Genomic DNA, 15925 nt, shown 5'->3' with positions numbered 1-15925 from the left:
CAACTTGCAATCATCCATTGACCAAGATAGATACTTTTCCAGAGTGGCATACCTCCAGTTAAGACATTGAGTATTGGAATCAATAAAAACATGACCGCAGCCAAAGCGAGTTGATCCAACCATGCAGGACGATGTTGACGAATTGCAGCATGGACTAAACACAACAACCAAGTGATAAAAAATACCTTAATTTCAATGGGTGAACGTTCAATAATTTGAGCTGGAATCAGTCGATTGGCAAAGAAATATGAAGCACAAGCAATTGGTAATCCTGTAATCGCTGCAATATTTAATACTTCAACTACACGATGCCCGACAGGTTTGTAGCCCAACTTTTGAACATCTGGTGCGCGTTTAACCACCCATAGAATAAGTCCAGATGCGATCATCATCGTACCTAACACACCTGATAAAAATAACAACCAACGTAAAACTGAATCTACGCCATGTGCCATATGAAGCCATGTCACTAAGGTATAAATCGCTTTTGGAGTTGAATTGACAGGTTTCGCCTCGTCTATTTCTCGACCAGTTACCGCATTGAATTTTAATGACGGGATACTTTCTCGATCCATTAACGTTGTGGTACGTGTAGCGTTATATTGTATTTCGGCTTCTACCGTATTGGGTTTATTGACCCTGATCGAAGAGATGGGATTGTTTAACCAACTGTGTTGAACAGTCTTCGTCAACGCAGTTAAATTAACCATTTCTGCCGCCTCAACAGGCTTATTTTCTTGCACTGATTCAACACGACCACCGCCACGATTTCCTCGTCCTGTCAGCAACCCTTTTTGTTTTTGTTCTTCCAGTAAACGGGCTTGTTCAGGTGTTTGAGCAACAGGTTGATTGAGAATCTGATAGAAACTGCGCACATCGCCATAATGTGTATTCATCGCCCAAGGCATAAACAAATGCATCAGTAGCAATAAACCACTAAAAGTAATCATGATGTGAAAAGGTAAAGCGAAAACCGCCGTCGCGTTATGCGCATCCAGCCAAGAACGTTGCCCTTTGGCAGGTCGGAAAGTAAAGAAATCTTTGAAAATCTTTTTATGCGTGATAATCCCGCTAATGATAGCGACAAACATCAGTAGTGTTGCGATACCGACAATCCAGCGTCCCCAAATACGCGGCATGCCATATAGCTCAAAATGGAAACGATAGAGAAAAGCTCCACCTCTAGTTTCTCTCGCCTTAATCTCTTGGCCTGTTTGAGTATCTAAGTAAATCTCTCCACCACGTCGTCGTTCTTCACCGGCTTGGCGGATATTCAGCATAATGGCGGGTTGTCTTTCATTGGCAAAACGAATATTCCAACTCTCGGCATTTTGACCTTTCTGATTCAAATATGCCAAGGCATGGCTAAGTTGTTGTTGCTGTGAAACTGTATTCACAGATTGGTGTAGCTCTGGTTTCATCCAAACAGTAATTTCATTTTGGAAGAAGCTCAACGTTCCTGTTAAAAATACTGCATATAACAACCAACCTAACAGTAAACTCGCCCAAGTATGCAGCCAAGACATCGATTGGCGTGGTCCCTCATTTTTACCATCAACACGCATGATGTCATCCTTGTAACGATAAATAGATCAGTGTCATCAAGACGCTCGGCAGTACCACTGAGAGCCAGACTTTAAGCGTTGAGTTGACCATGAAGACCCAAATGAACAAAGCACAATGAATGATAAAAGCCAGCATGGTGACGCTTAAGACCGCATTTGCTTTTAAAGGTTCAGTCGGAAATAAAAATACAATCAGCATTGCTGTGATCGCTGAAAAGTAATAACCACCAAAAATTGCCAAGACAAAGCGAGATAAGACCATCAAACGATATTTAATTAACGCTGATCGTTGAATAGTCTTTTTGGAGATGGTCTTAGTGGCGACGAAGGGAATTGATGCTTCAATAGTCATAACGATACCAATAGTGGTGACGACTATTCAGGATCATCCCCACCTTAATCTATGATTAAAAAATTGCTTGGAGCATACACAAAACTAATAAAAATAACAATAATGATAATTATTATCACAAGTAAATGATTCAATTTTATGCATTCAGTATGTACAGATCGACATAAACTATTTGCTCCACATCCAGATCAAGACTACAGCCATACATGCAATGAGAGGATATACCACCCAAGGATGCGGAATGGTCCAGATCATAAGACCTGCAGCGACACTCATACTCACCGTTGAAATATATTTTGCTTTTTTAGGTATGCGACGATTTTCCCTCCATTCTTTTATGATCGGACCGACAAAGCGATGATTTAATAGCCATTGATGAAGCTTTTCTGATCCCCTCGCCGCAAAGAAGACTGCCAATAAAATAAAATCGACAGTTGGTAAACCGGGAATAAAAATCCCGAGCACTCCCAAAGCAATGCATAACCAAGCGAGACATATAAATAACATACGCCACCAAATCGAACGTGCGACTTTATTTTCTGGTGATGGTGCGGAAGTTAGTTCCATATTTAACTTATTCTCTGTGTGATCCATATGTTTCATACTCAGTTAGGCATAGTTTGATGAGTTAAGTGCTTTGAGAATTTTCTAATCTTTGTTGTGTATTTCCCTAATCTGGATAAATAAAAATTGCTTCTCAAAGATTTAGTGCAATTCATCCAATCGATTGAGTGCGTTACCAAAATAACTAAAAGCATCTAAAGCACCTTGGATCACACGGTCTTGCTGAGATTGATCAAAGCCTGTCTCATCCAAAGCTTGTACAAAACGTTTCCACACCTTGGCACGTCCTTCGGGATAGGCTGCAAGATTTCGAGCAGCAAAAGTTTCAGAAAAACCTAAATGCTTTTGTGCTTCTTTAAATAAAAAGGCTGCACCTAAAGTTGAACCCTCCGAAACGTAGATCCAACCTAATGCTTCAGGCATTTCGACATTTTTACTTTGTAAAGGTTCACCTTTTGGTACTAGTCCTAAGTCTTGCAAATCTGCAAGTGCTTGTTGAGAACGTCCACGAATCCCTAAATCCGGAATGAGTTCCGCCACGCCTTGCTTTTCGAAAAGATGTTCAATCTCTTTCTGAAAGTAGTATTGTGACAAGGTGAATTGTGTATATCGCTCTTTACTCGAAAATACCGCTGCTTCAGCCATCAATTTGTGCATACGTTCATGTTCAGTTGCGGTTTCATGTTTTAAACGTTGGGACAATTGATTAGCAATCATCTGTTCTGTTGCTGCATTCATTTTCTTTCTCCTAAAATAGATATCACGGATGGTTCAACGATTCCGACTGAGTTTAAGTTGGACTGGGAAGTCCACGACCACGGCCACTGCTCGACCGTTCACTTGATAAGGTTTAAATTTTGATTTAAGTACAGCTTGTATGACACGTTGATCCAAGCTGCTGATGCCTGAGCTTTGTTGTAGTTGAATATCTGTCGCCTGACCGTTTTCATTAATACGTATACGAAGTTCAACCGTGCGATCTTGTTGTTTTAGTTCACGATCCTCATAGCTTAGTTTTGCAAAACTTAATACATCTACACGACTCACTTGTAATGGTTCATTTGGGGCGACTTGGCTATCTGGAGCACGTGCAAGTTCCTGTTGTGTCGCGGGTGTCATCACTCCACCAGCGTTGGAATGGCTCTCTCCCTGTTGTTTTGATACATTTGGGTTTTGCTTCGATGTGAGCTGTTGTTCGATCTGTTTTGTTTTTAACGTTAGATCTTTATTCAGGGATGGCCCTGAATCTTCAGATATTTGAGTTGGGGTAGCTTGCTCATTTTTATGATTATGTTTTGGCTGGCTATCTGATATCACACGATCAGCATGTGTGCTGCTGAGTGTGCGAGTATTTGCGGCGGGTTTGGATGATACGGTTGCATTTGAACTCTCTGATACGCTTCGTTTTTGCTTCTCTGACTTGATTGCAACAGCACTTTGTCCAGACGATCGTGGTGATGATTGTTCGGCACTGGACAATGAAACGAAATGCACTTTTAATGCATTCACTTTAGGTGCGCTATCCAATGTATACGGTTCTATCAGATGGCTGAGCAACCACAATGCTGCAATATGCAAAAGCATGACCGTACCTACAACGCCCCATTTCCCGAAATGATGAGGATGCAATTCAGAGAAGCGAGGAAATTGTTGTTTATAACTTGGAGATAGATTTTTTAATTTCATCAGCCTCTCCTAGAAACGGTGTTCGAGTTTCAGGCTGACATTGTGCTTGTCATAAGTGTACAACCAGTCCACATTGCTATCATTGTGGTTATAGCGATAAGTTAAATTCGGCGTTACGCCATAAAATTTGAAGCGTGGCATTTGCACAACAAACGTATAATTTTGTTCAAAATCATGTCGCCTTGCTTCATAAACCTTTGCGTATTTATCAAATTGTCGCCAACGATAAGTACTTAATAATGTTGTATGAATTCCAATACTCCATGGTTTACTTATACCTAGACGAATTCCTTGTTGCTGGTAAGCCGCGGTATATTGTTCTTGTGTCGAACGATCAAGGAGGTCGAGTCCACCAAAGAATGTCCATTGTTCTGGTAAAATTTTCCAAAAAGTCGCCAGCACCGAACGCTCTTGCCCATTAAGTGTTTTATAGGTTTGATAATTAAAATCTTTAATTTCTGCTTCAAGTTTGAGTGCTTTATCTCCTGAAATAAATCGCATCCATTCAATCCGCCCGCCCCAAGCATCGTACAAACTCTCGTTGCCATAACGTTTGTGTTCAAATAGTGGACTGAAATTAATTTGGTTTTTTAAATCGTAATAGCTATAACCTGCATTTACGTTGAGGGTGGATTCGTTATAATTGCTTTGGTTATCGTAGGACTGTCCATAAGCTAGAGCACGTAGTGCAACACCATGATTTTCTTTGATGGAAAAACGTTTGATCAGGCTTGCGTCATAATCTATACCATTTGCTGAAACTGCTTTTGGACTTCCTCGTGTAATTTGAGCTGGGATAATGTTGCCATCTTTATCCATGCCATACAGCGTCCAAGTTTTGCTTTGTTCTGATGAACTGTTTAGATTGCTCGCATAAGTCGGACCTATAGCAATAGAACCTTGCCATGCATCTCGTTGAGCAAGCGCTTTGACGAAAAGCTGAACCGTTTTTTGTACTTCTGGTGGAATGACACTGTGATCACTTTGTTCTAATTTATTTTGAATCGTTATAAAAAGGTGTGCTGCCTCTTTGTTCTTCTGTTGTTCAAACAGCACACGCGCTAACTCGAGTTCACAAATCAGATTGTTCGGTTGTTTATTTAAACTGCTTTGGAATTTTTGTTCAGCCAGTTTTAGTTGTCCCTGAGCACGTGCCAATGCACCTTCAGCGAAATCAGTTAAAGCCTGATCATACTCAGGATAGCTTTGATAATGCACTAAATAAATTTGAACATTAACCCATTGTTTTTGCATAACCGCTAGATATAGCGCTTTGGCTAGATCATCTTGGTTCTTCTCTACGACATAGACTTTTCCATTGATTTGGAGTTCAGGTAACTTTTCAGTGCTCCGAATCGTACCTTGTGCTTGAAGTGAACGCTGTTGTTGTAATAACTGCTGATCTAGGCTCTGATTTAGGCGAAGTTGAGTCTCATCATCCGCATAGAGTGATGTATTTCCCCATAAAGCCAAGCAACACAGCAATGTTCGTTTCATATCAACCGCAAACCAAAATGTAAAATCATCAACGCATAAAAAACAAAAGGAACCTACAGATGTAGATTCCTCTCGCCACGATTAGTTTTTCGCACCGCCAAATGCAGTGTTATAAGATGCGTTATTAAACTCGGCGATACCTGCCAAAGCCGCAGCATTTGCACCAAAGAAATGTCCTTGGACAATACCTGTATTATTTAACCCAGCTGTACCATTGGCGCTTGCTGCACCAGCAAACTCAGCAGTACCTGGATTAAATGTCACACCATTCAATGTTAAGTTTGAAACCGCTGTACCTGTTCCATTTAAAGAACCTTCAAGCGTCCCCGTACCAAAATTCGCAGTGAAATTACCAGTTAACAGATTCGTCGCGGATCCATTAATCCCTGCAACGGTATAAGTTGCAGTACCTGCTGTTGGTACGGTGGTGTTGCTATTGTCACCCGCATAATAAACCGTATGGCTCGCACTCGCTGCTGTATCGCCAGCCTTCCACCACTCACCAAAATATACTTCCTGCGTACCCACCTGACCAAAATTAAAGTTACCTAAAGCACTATGTGAAGGTGGCATAGCCGATACAGGAATGTGCGAAATATTGAAGGTCTTGCTACCCACTGTGACATTGGTATTACTGGTACCTTGTGCAGCAAATGCTTGTGCCAAGCCTTTTAATGAACTAAAACCTGTAAATGCATTGTATGGTGCGCCTGCCGCTTCTATAGATATGGCTGCTACACCGTCTGGATGGCTAGCATTTGCAGCCGCGCCGATTCTGATGTTTGCTTCATTGCTAGAAGCACCATCAATAGCTGCATGAGAAAATACAGCAGAACATGCGACTAGACCGATGAACAGTTGAGAGATTTTCATTTATTGTTACTCCATTTATTTGAAGATAAGTTATTGTTTCAATAAGGATAACGCTATCGCTATCATGTCGTTGTATGAGCAGTTGAATCTATAAAACTGCTTTTTAGTTATGTAAATAATAATCATTCAAATCTATTATTTACGCCTATCTAATCCCAACTCACCAAAAGCAGGAATTAAATTCTGAGTTAAAACTTAGTGGTCCAACTGATTTTAAGGGTGCGACCAGGTGCGGCCATCGCACTCCGAGTAAGCGGATCGATATAAAATTGGTTTGAAAGATTATTTCCTACAAACTCAACGGTGTTGTAGGTATCTACTTGATAGCGTGCATAAGCATCAAAAATCCATGTATCGTCCCATGCCAAAGGAACATTGAGGTAATAGCCTTTATTGACGCTATCATCATTGTTTTTACGCAGTGGGCTTTCATAAGCTTTATAGAAAGTTGCACGTGCCCCAAGTTCAAGCGCTTCATCAAAGAAACGTGCGCCGAACAATGCATGTGCACTGAGTTCTGGTGTAGACATTGTCACCAGATAACCATTTGGAAAGCCGTCATCGATGCAGCGTTGGTAAGCATCACGGAATTGAATGCCATGATCTGTTTGTACAGTGCCACTATTGATCATCCTGTCAATCGCACTATTGCTATCACAGACTTCATTTTTGAGGTTATAAGCCAAACTTAAATCTGTGAAGAAAGCACCATTGTCAAAACGGCTTTGCAGTTCTAGACCTGAAAGTTTTTGCTCATCCATGTTGGTAAAAATCAGATTTTGATTTCGTTCGATCACGTTCTTGGTTTTGTTGTAGTAATACGCCAGTTTAAAATCAGCATTGCGTGCTGAACTGAACCAGTCACGCATATCATAGACATAACCCACTTCATAGTTAAAAGCATGTTCAGGTTTAACAGCTTGATAAGGCATCATTGCTGAAAAACCGACAGTGCTTTCAAACAAACTCGGCAAACGATATTCTTCAGCATATCGTGCATAGAGTCGGTTATTTTCGGTCAGTTGAATCGCTGCACTTAACTGAGGCGCCCAACCGCTATCTTTAACTTTGTTTACAGATTCAATTGGAACTTGTTCAATTACAGCGGGCTTAAAGCCATTTCCGATCACTACATATTTCTGATCTAAAGCGTTCAGTTGATCCAAAATGTTGTCAGCCAAAGCCAAATGACCATTTGGATCTGCTTTCCATGTCAACGTATTGATTTGTGACCAAATTCGGCTATATAAATTTGTCTCTGATGCAGGTACAGTCTCTAAGCGACCATCCCAATCAGGATTGCTCGTTGCATAGCGTTGCGATAGTAGGTTGATCATGCGCTGCTGCTGAGCATTATAATTTTCAGGCATAGTTCGATATTCAAAACTATATTCTTTGAGTCTATTTTTCTTGGTAAATAATGGATTGAGCGTAGGATCAACCCCATCGCGTATTGATTTATTTAAGAAGTCATCAAAAGCCCAATAAGACCGGTAACGCATACCCGCATCGAAGCTTAACCAAGACAAGGGACGATAATTAAAATTAAAATCAAAAGTTTTCTCTTCACGTCGTCCAGCACGCGGTAAGGCCTGAAATATGCTATACATTGGGCCATATTCACCATAGATATCATCAGAAGTCAGCTTTTCTTTTAAGAAGCTCCCAGCTAAAGTCAAATCAAGCTGATCATTCAATCTTGCTTTATTACTGATGCTAATACCCTGTCGTTGATTGTCAGAGTGACTGATCGCAGTATTTATAAGGCGATTGTCTCGAAAATCGATATCAATTGGCCAGCCACCACGAGTATAAGTCTGGCTTTCAGTATCGGTTTGCCAAACATTGGCATAAAAATCGACCCACTGATTGCTTTCAGGTTTAAATTTGTATTCCAAACTGTACGCTTTTGAACGGATATCACTGAGGGGCCATTGAGGTACACCCAAATCAGGTGTTATTCCCCATTGAATACGAGATGGCATGATTTCGCCAAATTTATTTTTAGTATCTCGATAAGTGAGTTTTAAGGTTTGGAAATCTGTAGGTCGATAGGTTCCTTTGAAAAGCCAAGATTCCATCTGGCTAGATGTATTTGGAACTTCATCACCCGGTTTGTAAGCATGTGCAAAATATGGAATAAAATCGAAATTGTCATTATTGGGTTCAGCACGCTTGTAATAACCCGCACCGTGTGTTCCTGAAAAATAATTGCCACGTTCACGAACAGCATAAACTGCCAATAAATCGAATTGATCTTGTTTCATAGCCAGTGCAAGTCGACCGGCCAAATCATCGCCAGAGAAATTAGAGTTATCTTTTCGGGTTCTATTTTTCTTGTAAATATCAGGATCATATCGGGCGCGATCTATTTCAATCCATGGTGTTGTCTCACTATAATTACGACCCACTTTACTCATGTCGGGTAGCGATGGATCTATTGAATTGGTTGAGCCTTCTACTTTTAATTCAGCACCAAAGGTTTTTCCTGCTCGGACAATATCATCAGCTTCAAGTGTTTTTACCAACACCCCACCACCCACAGATGTTGTGGCATTACGCTCTAGTGAAGGTCCTTTGATGACCTCGATCCCAGCGATCAAGTTCGGATCAATATAGTTCCTATTGTTAACCCCATTATACCCTCGCCAAACAGCGACCGACTGCTCTGTTCCATCGATCGTTAATGGTACTCTACCAACACCTTGCACACCTCGAACACTTGGATCAAGTGCGCCGCTATTCCGAGCATCACCACTATACACCCCGACCATACCTTGTAATACATCAGCGGGATTTGTACCTTTAAAACGCTCTACATATTCTTTACCTGCATACACTGAAGAATGATTTGCGTCATAAACTTTGTTATAGCCTTGAGTATCACGATCTTCTTGACCGTAGACAACGATGGGAGCTAAACGCGCTGAGGCTTCGTTCATTGAATCGCGCTGATCACTCATAGGAGAAACTGAAGCAGCTTGATTGGCTGTTAATGGTGGTGCTTTTTTTGTAAGTGTATAGCCTTGCCCAACTTTCACAGCATAAAATTCTGTGTTCATGAGAATATGTTGAAAGCCTTGCTCTATGGAGTAACTTCCTTTTAAGCCAGTACTATTTTTGCCTTTTAACTGTTGTGCATCGATTGCAATCGAAGTGCCCGATTGTTCTGCAAATTGATTTAACACATTTGCCAATGTTCCTGCTGAAATATTATAAGATTTGGCATTTGTCGTTGCTGCATATGCAGAATGTAACGGTAAGGCTAAACTCCCGATTCCCACGGTATAGATTGCAAGTGCAAGCTTTGATAGTCGAAACAGACTGTTTCTCTTTTGCTGGCCATTTCCCAAGTTTTCCATTACACACCCCAGTAAATAGAAATAAGAATCATTCAATATAAACAATTAAAATGATCCAAATTTATTGCTTCTATTTACTATGACGAACAAGTAAGAAAAAAGTGGAACCAAAAAATTAAAAATTTTTGCTAAGTCGTCACAAAAATCACATAAGGCGTAATTTGATATATTTTTAATTGAGGAAAAACTGCGCCGAGTAGCTTAAGTGCGTCTTGTGTTTGGTCTAGTGGTAATACAGCATTAACTTGTATCTTATTCAGTGCTGAATCATTAAAAATAATTTTTCCTTTGTAGTTCTGATCCAAGGCTTTTAGCACCTGATTCAGTGGTAGATCTTCAACCATCAGTTGATGTTTATTCCACTTTTGCTGCTCATTATAGCGATTTAGTACTGAAATTGGTGTTAAGCCATTTTGATCTATTCCAATCGTTTGCCCTGCTTCCACTATTGCTTGATTGACTTTATTTACAGGTGTTGTCTTGGATGGTTTGGCTCTCACTTGAACTTTTGAATGTAGCATTTTTAATGCTGTTATCTCGGGTTGATATGCAACACTAAAAGCTGTTCCAAGTGCCTGTATTTGTCCATGAGATGTTTTGACAATAAAAGGTCGATGCTGATCTTTAGCAACATCAATAAATATTTCCCCTTGCACCAGCTCAACCACTCTTTGGTCAGACTTAAAATCAATATTGACTGCACTTTTACCACGAAGAATGATTTGTGAGCCATCTTGTAATGTTTGAGTGGTCCACTGGCTAGAATTACTGCGAATATCCGCAGCAATATAACCTAGCGATGTATCTGATAAATATAATGTACCAATACCCAAAGTGCATAGGGCGATTGCAAATGCTGTACCAGTTCGAATATTTTTATAAACCTTTCCTGATCCCAGCCCAGCTTTGAGTGCCGATTTGGTAATTTTTTTATGATGATTATGTGATAACTTTTGAATCGAACCGAGACAGCGTTCAATATCGTTGGCAATCTTTTGATGTTGCTGACTATTTTTTTTCCATTGTTTGAATTGTACTTCTGCATTACGACGAGTCACCTCATCATCCGCGCTTAATTGAACAATCCATTGTGCTGCCTCTTCAACCAATTGCTGGTTATGATTCTTTGTCATTTAAACCAACACATCCATATCCATTCGGGTTTGATAGCACTGTACCAAACAACTGGCCAAATACTTTTGGATCATCTTGGTCGAAACACCGAGTTTTTCAGCCGTTTCTTTATGGGTATAACCCTCTAAATAATGCAAGATAAATGCCTGTTGTGCTTTCTCAGAGACCGCTTCTAATGCTTTGCATAACTGATGAATTGCTTGAATGATTTGCACCTGTTCTTCGGGAGAAATAACTGCATCAAGCATGTATTCCATTTCACTCAGACCATCTAGATACGCTTGCTCAATTCTTTTACGTCTTACTTGATCGATCAATAAATTTTTCGCAATTGAAGTCAAATATGCTTTTGGTTCTTTGACACCCAACAACTCATCTCGTGTCTGAAGGATTTTAATAAATGTATCTTGAACTAAATCAGCAGCTTGCTCAGAACTTCCAATTTTCTTTCGCAGCCAATGATGAAGCCACCCGCTATGGTTTCTGTATAATTCATCAACGAGTATCGGGTTTTTGTTCACAATCATTGACTCAAAAACAAAGTATTTACAAATGATAATAATTATCATTTGTAAAATCAAGAAAGAATAAGAATAAAGTTTGACTGCCTGCCTATTTTCACCGCAAATTAGTCTTAGTCTGATTGGCACTTATTTTGCTTAATTAGTATTACGTTTTATAAAAAATGTAATATTAAGAGGCAAACAATATGAGTTACGTTGCGCGCGAACTCAGCCAAACCAACAAAATGTTATTTGGTCTCGGGTCATTTTTAATACCAATTTTGTTGTGGTGTGCTGTGAGTTATTTACCATTTTTATGGCACCCACAAGTCAAAATTACGGATACAGGCAGTGTGGCATATCTACAGATTGATAGTCGTATTACTAAAGAAGTGTTTTATTCTGAAGCACAAAGTGCTGTAGATCATGGTTTAAAACCACCTCAAGGAATCTTAGTCAACCCCATTTATTTGCCTGCTCCTCATGAAGTTGCTAAAGCCCTTGTCACTGCATTTACGACGCCACCTGTTCAAGCCAATGCGCCGTGGTTTCATGAAAGTCTTTGGCACAGTATTAAACTGGTCTTCACTGCATTTTTTATCTCATCGCTCATCGGTATACCTTTGGGGATTTTATGCGGTTTTTCTAAGACAATTTCACAACTTACAGAGCCGTTTGTTGAATTTTTCCGTTATTTGCCTGCCCCTGCCTTTGGTGCTTTAGCTGTTGCTATATTAGGTATCAATGATGCACCAAAAATAGCCATCATTATCATCGGTACGCTATTTCAACAGATACTTATTATTGCCAATACCACTCGATTGGTCGATCGCAGTTTGATTGAAGCAGGTTTTACCCTTGGCACGAACAAAACCAAGAGCCTATTTCATGTGGTAATTCCTGCTGCTTTGCCAGAGATTTATCGAGATTTAAGAGTTTTACTCGGTTGGGCGTGGACTTATTTGATCGTTGCTGAGTTGATTGGGAGTACATCAGGTATTACATGGTTTATCACCCAACAAGCGCGTTACCAAAATTTTGACAATGTTTATGCAGCCATCCTCATCATTGGTGTGATTGGTCTGATCTGTGATGTCATTTTAATGAAACTTGGACAGCAGCTTTTTAAATGGAAATCAGGAGCACACTAATGACAAATACCCATTTCAATGCTCGTGAATATTTTGATCATATTTATGAACGTGCTGTCATCTTAGAAGCGAAACAACTCACGCAAAGCTTCAAACACGGTAAAACTGAACGAACTGTTTTAAATCAAATTGATTTAAAGATTCATAAACGTGAGTTTATTTGTGTGATCGGTCCTTCTGGCTGTGGAAAGTCAACGTTCAGTCGGATTGTTGCTGGGCTTGATTCTTATTCAGGTGGAGAGATTTTGATTGATGGGCAACCGATCATGGGGCCTAGTCCTGAGCGTGGTATGGTGTTTCAAGGATATACATTGTTTCCGTGGAAAACCGTCAAAGAAAACGTGATGTTCGGGCCAAAAATGAAGGGACAAAGTGATAGTACGGCCGAGGCTCAAGCACGGGAATGGATTAATATTATCGGCTTAGAAAAATATGAAAATCAGTATCCTCATCAACTTTCTGGTGGGATGAAACAGCGTGTTGCGATTGCTAGAGCATTGGTGAATGAACCTAAAATTTTATTGATGGATGAACCATTTGGCGCACTTGATCCACATACCCGTCAGAAGATGCAACGACACTTGATGGATTTATGGCAAAATATTGATATCACCATTATTTTTGTCACTCATGATATGGATGAAGCGATCTTACTCGCTGACCGTATCGTCGCACTGAAAGCCAATCCTGGTGAAATAAAAGAAATTATCGAAGTAGATTTACCTCGCCCACGTCATCCAGATCAAATGCTTTGCCCTGAATTTAAAGCATTGCGTCAACGCGTGGATCAACTGGTTCATGCCGATGAAGATCAACTCGATCCAGCACTCGAGGATTTGCCGTTGATTCCTCGTATGACTAAAGTAAGCGAAGATTGAAACGCCGATACGTCACAGCCCACTTACAAGAGTGGGTTTTTTATATGGAAGTATTCATTGATATATTTAATAGATAAAAAAATCTCCCTCATGAAAGGGAGATTTTTAAGGGTTAATGATTGTATTTAAAGGTATTTTACTCAATATGTAAAACTATTTCACCTCTTCAACAAGCGTTGGGAATATCACGCCATCAACGTCCACTTTAGTGGTGTAGACTCCATTTTTAAAATTAAATTCGTTGACGTGATAACTTGAACCATAGATAGAATCAAAGCTGTCGGATTTGGTAAATACCTTCTTATTTGCTTGCAGATCAAGTAAATGGGTTCCGTCAATAAATTGAGCATATTGAGCAGCATCTAAACCAACTCGTTTTGCCATGATTGCCACAGCATCGTCTCGTGTTGCTGGATCATTGATATATTTAACAGTTTTATCCCATACCTGAATGATTTTTTTCCAATCTTCCTTATTTGCAGCAAGGTGCGTCATATTGACGGTCAAAGTATCATAAATCAGTCCGGGCTTATCTTTGGATGAATAGATGATTTTAGAACCCGCAACTGCTTTTAAAGCTTGATTGGCTACAGGTTGCCAAACTGCAATTGCGGACACATCAGGACTTGCAAACACTTGAGGTAATTCATTGGTGACTGCATTCACTAAAGTGACTTCACTATTCGCCACTTTAGCATCATCTAAAGCAGTATTGAGTAAGTGATGATCGACCAATCCTTTCTCAACCGCAATTTTTTTACCTTTCAAATCAGCAATATTATTAATTCCATTTTTGGCAATAATGACATCATTTCCAGCCGAATAATCGGTTGCCAAAATCATGATGCCTTTGGTACCTCCTGACGCGATCACCAAGTTATCACCATTAGATACAGAAACGGCATCGAGTTGACTGGCAGAAAATGCATTGATTGATGCGGAATAATCGAACCATTTGAATTCGACATTTAACCCCGCTTCTTTAAACCAACCTTTTTCAATTGCCACCTGCCATGCCACCCAACCCGGCCAATCACTGTATCCAATCGTGATTGGTTTAGTGTTGGTACTACCTTCAGTTTTTGCTTTAGACTCTGGAATTTTTGCTGTGTTGTCACAGCCCCCTAAAAAAATCGCTGTCAGCACAGATGCTGAAATCAGTGTTTTTTTGATCATCTTATGCTTGCTCCTATTGTGCTCTGATATTGAGAACTTTTCGTCTTTACGAATGTTTATGTGCCTAAGTGTTTTGTGCGATTGGTGGCATGACGGCATCCATCAATTCCAAATGCCCTTTAATCACCCCTTTTAAAGCAATGAACTGTTGACTGATGGCTTTCAAATCACTACTCACACCTTGCATCAACATGACTTGTAGAACTTTGTCATCATCCAATTGAATATGTAATGAACTGATCACCTGAGCTAAGTATTGTTGCTGCAAATCAACAAGTTGCGTTCGCAGTGGTTTTAAACTCACGTCATACAACAATGTCAAAGTGCCAACCATAACTTCATCGTTTTTAGCTAGATCATCGATTAAATGCCGATTAATCATGTCCAAGATCGCTTGTGAACGGCTTTCGTAGTGTTGATCTACGATTTTTTGATCAAGTGCATTCAATGTTGTTTCGGGCACGGTAATACTGATTCGAGCTAACTTTTGCTTGGCCACAGTCTTATCCCCTTACCTTGCTTACTTGGTGATTTTGTTTGAAATACAGACCTGCTCTTGCACTGAATAAATCGACTAAAAATTTCTTAATAGGGTGTTTTTCTACAGCATTGGTTTTGACTTCACTCATATCGCAGCTCCTAAAGGGGTATTACTAAAATTAGTTTTTGTATTACTTATTTAGAATGCAGAATATGTGCCAATTTATAGTGATTGAGATTTGTTGAATAAACTTAAATTAAATAATAAAAAAGCCCCACTACGTTGAGATGGGGCTTGCTTGAAAGCAGAGTATTTCATCAGTTTATTCCATTGTTACTGCTCATGTACTGGTTATTCTTTTTATACATGTTGGAATGAACCGATGTGTGTGATTTAGTGATCAAGTTTATTGTTCTCCTCTATTTATGTTGTATATAAATAAAAGCATAAAGCATGCCAAAATATCAGATAGTATGGATTCGGTCAGAATAGAAGGTAAATAAGACACTTAGCTAAAGAAAGCACGAATGAGGATAATTTTCCCGTTTTAAAATGCCTAAAAAATGTACCAATTTGCACCATTTAGGTACGCTAAATGCATCAATGTGTGGCTATATTTTATTCAGGTTAGGTCAACTCTCATTTTGTGGGTATCAAGAGCATTTAAGAAAAAAAGCCGTCGAAAGGTAGTTTTTCCTTTAAT

At 39.7% G+C, this 15925-nt stretch carries 15 protein-coding genes; 2 read left to right on the top strand and 13 right to left on the bottom strand.

What is annotated here, in order from left to right:
- The 10 genes from HMPREF0023_RS05400 to HMPREF0023_RS05355 form a co-directional block, all read right to left on the bottom strand.
- On the bottom strand, positions 1–1565 hold a 1565-nt coding region (locus HMPREF0023_RS05400; protein WP_008941395.1), incomplete at its 3' end, for a PepSY-associated TM helix domain-containing protein.
- 4 nt (positions 1566–1569) lie between these two features.
- The gene (locus HMPREF0023_RS05395) at positions 1570–1917 is read right to left on the bottom strand and encodes a hypothetical protein (RefSeq protein WP_005090518.1); all 348 of its coding nucleotides are present in this window, start codon (positions 1915–1917) and stop codon (positions 1570–1572) included.
- Between the two features lie 168 nt (positions 1918–2085).
- Positions 2086–2511 (bottom strand): YbaN family protein, encoded by a 426-nt coding sequence (locus HMPREF0023_RS05390; protein WP_005090517.1) that lies wholly within the window; start codon positions 2509–2511, stop codon positions 2086–2088.
- Positions 2512–2622: 111 nt separating this feature from the next.
- Positions 2623–3219, bottom strand: coding sequence for a biliverdin-producing heme oxygenase (locus HMPREF0023_RS05385; RefSeq protein WP_005090515.1), 597 nt, complete (start codon positions 3217–3219; stop codon positions 2623–2625).
- Between the two features lie 33 nt (positions 3220–3252).
- Positions 3253–4167: an energy transducer TonB gene (locus HMPREF0023_RS05380; RefSeq protein ID WP_008941393.1), complete on the bottom strand. Its 915-nt coding sequence runs from the start codon at positions 4165–4167 to the stop codon at positions 3253–3255.
- A gap of 9 nt (positions 4168–4176) precedes the next feature.
- Complete coding sequence (locus HMPREF0023_RS05375; RefSeq protein WP_017396727.1) at positions 4177–5664, bottom strand: surface lipoprotein assembly modifier; 1488 nt, start codon at positions 5662–5664, stop codon at positions 4177–4179.
- A gap of 81 nt (positions 5665–5745) precedes the next feature.
- Entirely contained in the window at positions 5746–6537 is a 792-nt protein-coding gene (locus tag HMPREF0023_RS05370; RefSeq protein ID WP_008941391.1) for a Slam-dependent surface lipoprotein, read from the bottom strand.
- 188 nt (positions 6538–6725) lie between these two features.
- Positions 6726–9899 (bottom strand): TonB-dependent receptor, encoded by a 3174-nt coding sequence (locus HMPREF0023_RS05365; RefSeq protein WP_008941390.1) that lies wholly within the window; start codon positions 9897–9899, stop codon positions 6726–6728.
- A 128-nt stretch (positions 9900–10027) separates the two neighbouring features.
- The gene (locus tag HMPREF0023_RS05360; RefSeq protein ID WP_008941389.1) at positions 10028–11032 is read right to left on the bottom strand and encodes a FecR family protein; all 1005 of its coding nucleotides are present in this window, start codon (positions 11030–11032) and stop codon (positions 10028–10030) included.
- A complete protein-coding gene (locus HMPREF0023_RS05355) occupies positions 11033–11554 on the bottom strand; it encodes a sigma-70 family RNA polymerase sigma factor (RefSeq protein ID WP_161412328.1) in 522 nt (173 codons plus the stop codon).
- A gap of 188 nt (positions 11555–11742) precedes the next feature.
- On the opposite strand from HMPREF0023_RS05355, the gene HMPREF0023_RS05350 reads away from it, so the two are divergent.
- Together HMPREF0023_RS05350 and HMPREF0023_RS05345 are read left to right on the top strand one after the other, a co-directional pair.
- A complete protein-coding gene (locus tag HMPREF0023_RS05350) occupies positions 11743–12687 on the top strand; it encodes an ABC transporter permease (protein WP_008941387.1) in 945 nt (314 codons plus the stop codon).
- Complete coding sequence (locus tag HMPREF0023_RS05345; protein WP_004639185.1) at positions 12687–13565, top strand: ABC transporter ATP-binding protein; 879 nt, start codon at positions 12687–12689, stop codon at positions 13563–13565. Before HMPREF0023_RS05350 ends, HMPREF0023_RS05345 begins: the two co-directional genes overlap by 1 nt.
- A 153-nt stretch (positions 13566–13718) precedes the next feature.
- Here HMPREF0023_RS05345 and HMPREF0023_RS05340 read toward each other — a convergent pair whose 3' ends face one another.
- From HMPREF0023_RS05340 to HMPREF0023_RS17010, 3 genes are all read right to left on the bottom strand, one after another.
- A complete protein-coding gene (locus HMPREF0023_RS05340; RefSeq protein WP_008941386.1) occupies positions 13719–14741 on the bottom strand; it encodes an ABC transporter substrate-binding protein in 1023 nt (340 codons plus the stop codon).
- Positions 14742–14805: 64 nt separating this feature from the next.
- Positions 14806–15240: a CopG family ribbon-helix-helix protein gene (locus tag HMPREF0023_RS05335; protein ID WP_008941385.1), complete on the bottom strand. Its 435-nt coding sequence runs from the start codon at positions 15238–15240 to the stop codon at positions 14806–14808.
- Between the two features lie 4 nt (positions 15241–15244).
- Positions 15245–15370, bottom strand: a complete 126-nt coding sequence (locus tag HMPREF0023_RS17010; protein ID WP_008941384.1) for a hypothetical protein — start codon at positions 15368–15370, stop codon at positions 15245–15247.
- Positions 15371–15925 lie beyond the last annotated feature (555 nt).

Origin of the sequence: Acinetobacter sp. ATCC 27244, from assembly GCF_000156555.1 — a bacterium.
Taxonomy (GTDB): domain Bacteria; phylum Pseudomonadota; class Gammaproteobacteria; order Pseudomonadales; family Moraxellaceae; genus Acinetobacter; species Acinetobacter haemolyticus.
Note: the sequence above shows the minus strand (reverse complement) of the source record. Positions and strands in the feature narration are given on the sequence as shown.

Coding starts and splice junctions, on each gene's coding strand:
- HMPREF0023_RS05385 (WP_005090515.1), bottom strand. CDS start 3,219: ATGAATGCAGCAACAGAACAGATGATTGCTAATCAATTGTCCCAACGT.
- HMPREF0023_RS05345 (WP_004639185.1), top strand. CDS start 12,687: ATGACAAATACCCATTTCAATGCTCGTGAATATTTTGATCATATTTAT.
- HMPREF0023_RS05360 (WP_008941389.1), bottom strand. CDS start 11,032: ATGACAAAGAATCATAACCAGCAATTGGTTGAAGAGGCAGCACAATGG.
- HMPREF0023_RS17010 (WP_008941384.1), bottom strand. CDS start 15,370: ATGAGTGAAGTCAAAACCAATGCTGTAGAAAAACACCCTATTAAGAAA.
- HMPREF0023_RS05370 (WP_008941391.1), bottom strand. CDS start 6,537: ATGAAAATCTCTCAACTGTTCATCGGTCTAGTCGCATGTTCTGCTGTA.
- HMPREF0023_RS05375 (WP_017396727.1), bottom strand. CDS start 5,664: ATGAAACGAACATTGCTGTGTTGCTTGGCTTTATGGGGAAATACATCA.
- HMPREF0023_RS05365 (WP_008941390.1), bottom strand. CDS start 9,899: ATGGAAAACTTGGGAAATGGCCAGCAAAAGAGAAACAGTCTGTTTCGA.
- HMPREF0023_RS05340 (WP_008941386.1), bottom strand. CDS start 14,741: ATGATCAAAAAAACACTGATTTCAGCATCTGTGCTGACAGCGATTTTT.
- HMPREF0023_RS05395 (WP_005090518.1), bottom strand. CDS start 1,917: ATGACTATTGAAGCATCAATTCCCTTCGTCGCCACTAAGACCATCTCC.
- HMPREF0023_RS05350 (WP_008941387.1), top strand. CDS start 11,743: ATGAGTTACGTTGCGCGCGAACTCAGCCAAACCAACAAAATGTTATTT.
- HMPREF0023_RS05390 (WP_005090517.1), bottom strand. CDS start 2,511: ATGGATCACACAGAGAATAAGTTAAATATGGAACTAACTTCCGCACCA.
- HMPREF0023_RS05380 (WP_008941393.1), bottom strand. CDS start 4,167: ATGAAATTAAAAAATCTATCTCCAAGTTATAAACAACAATTTCCTCGC.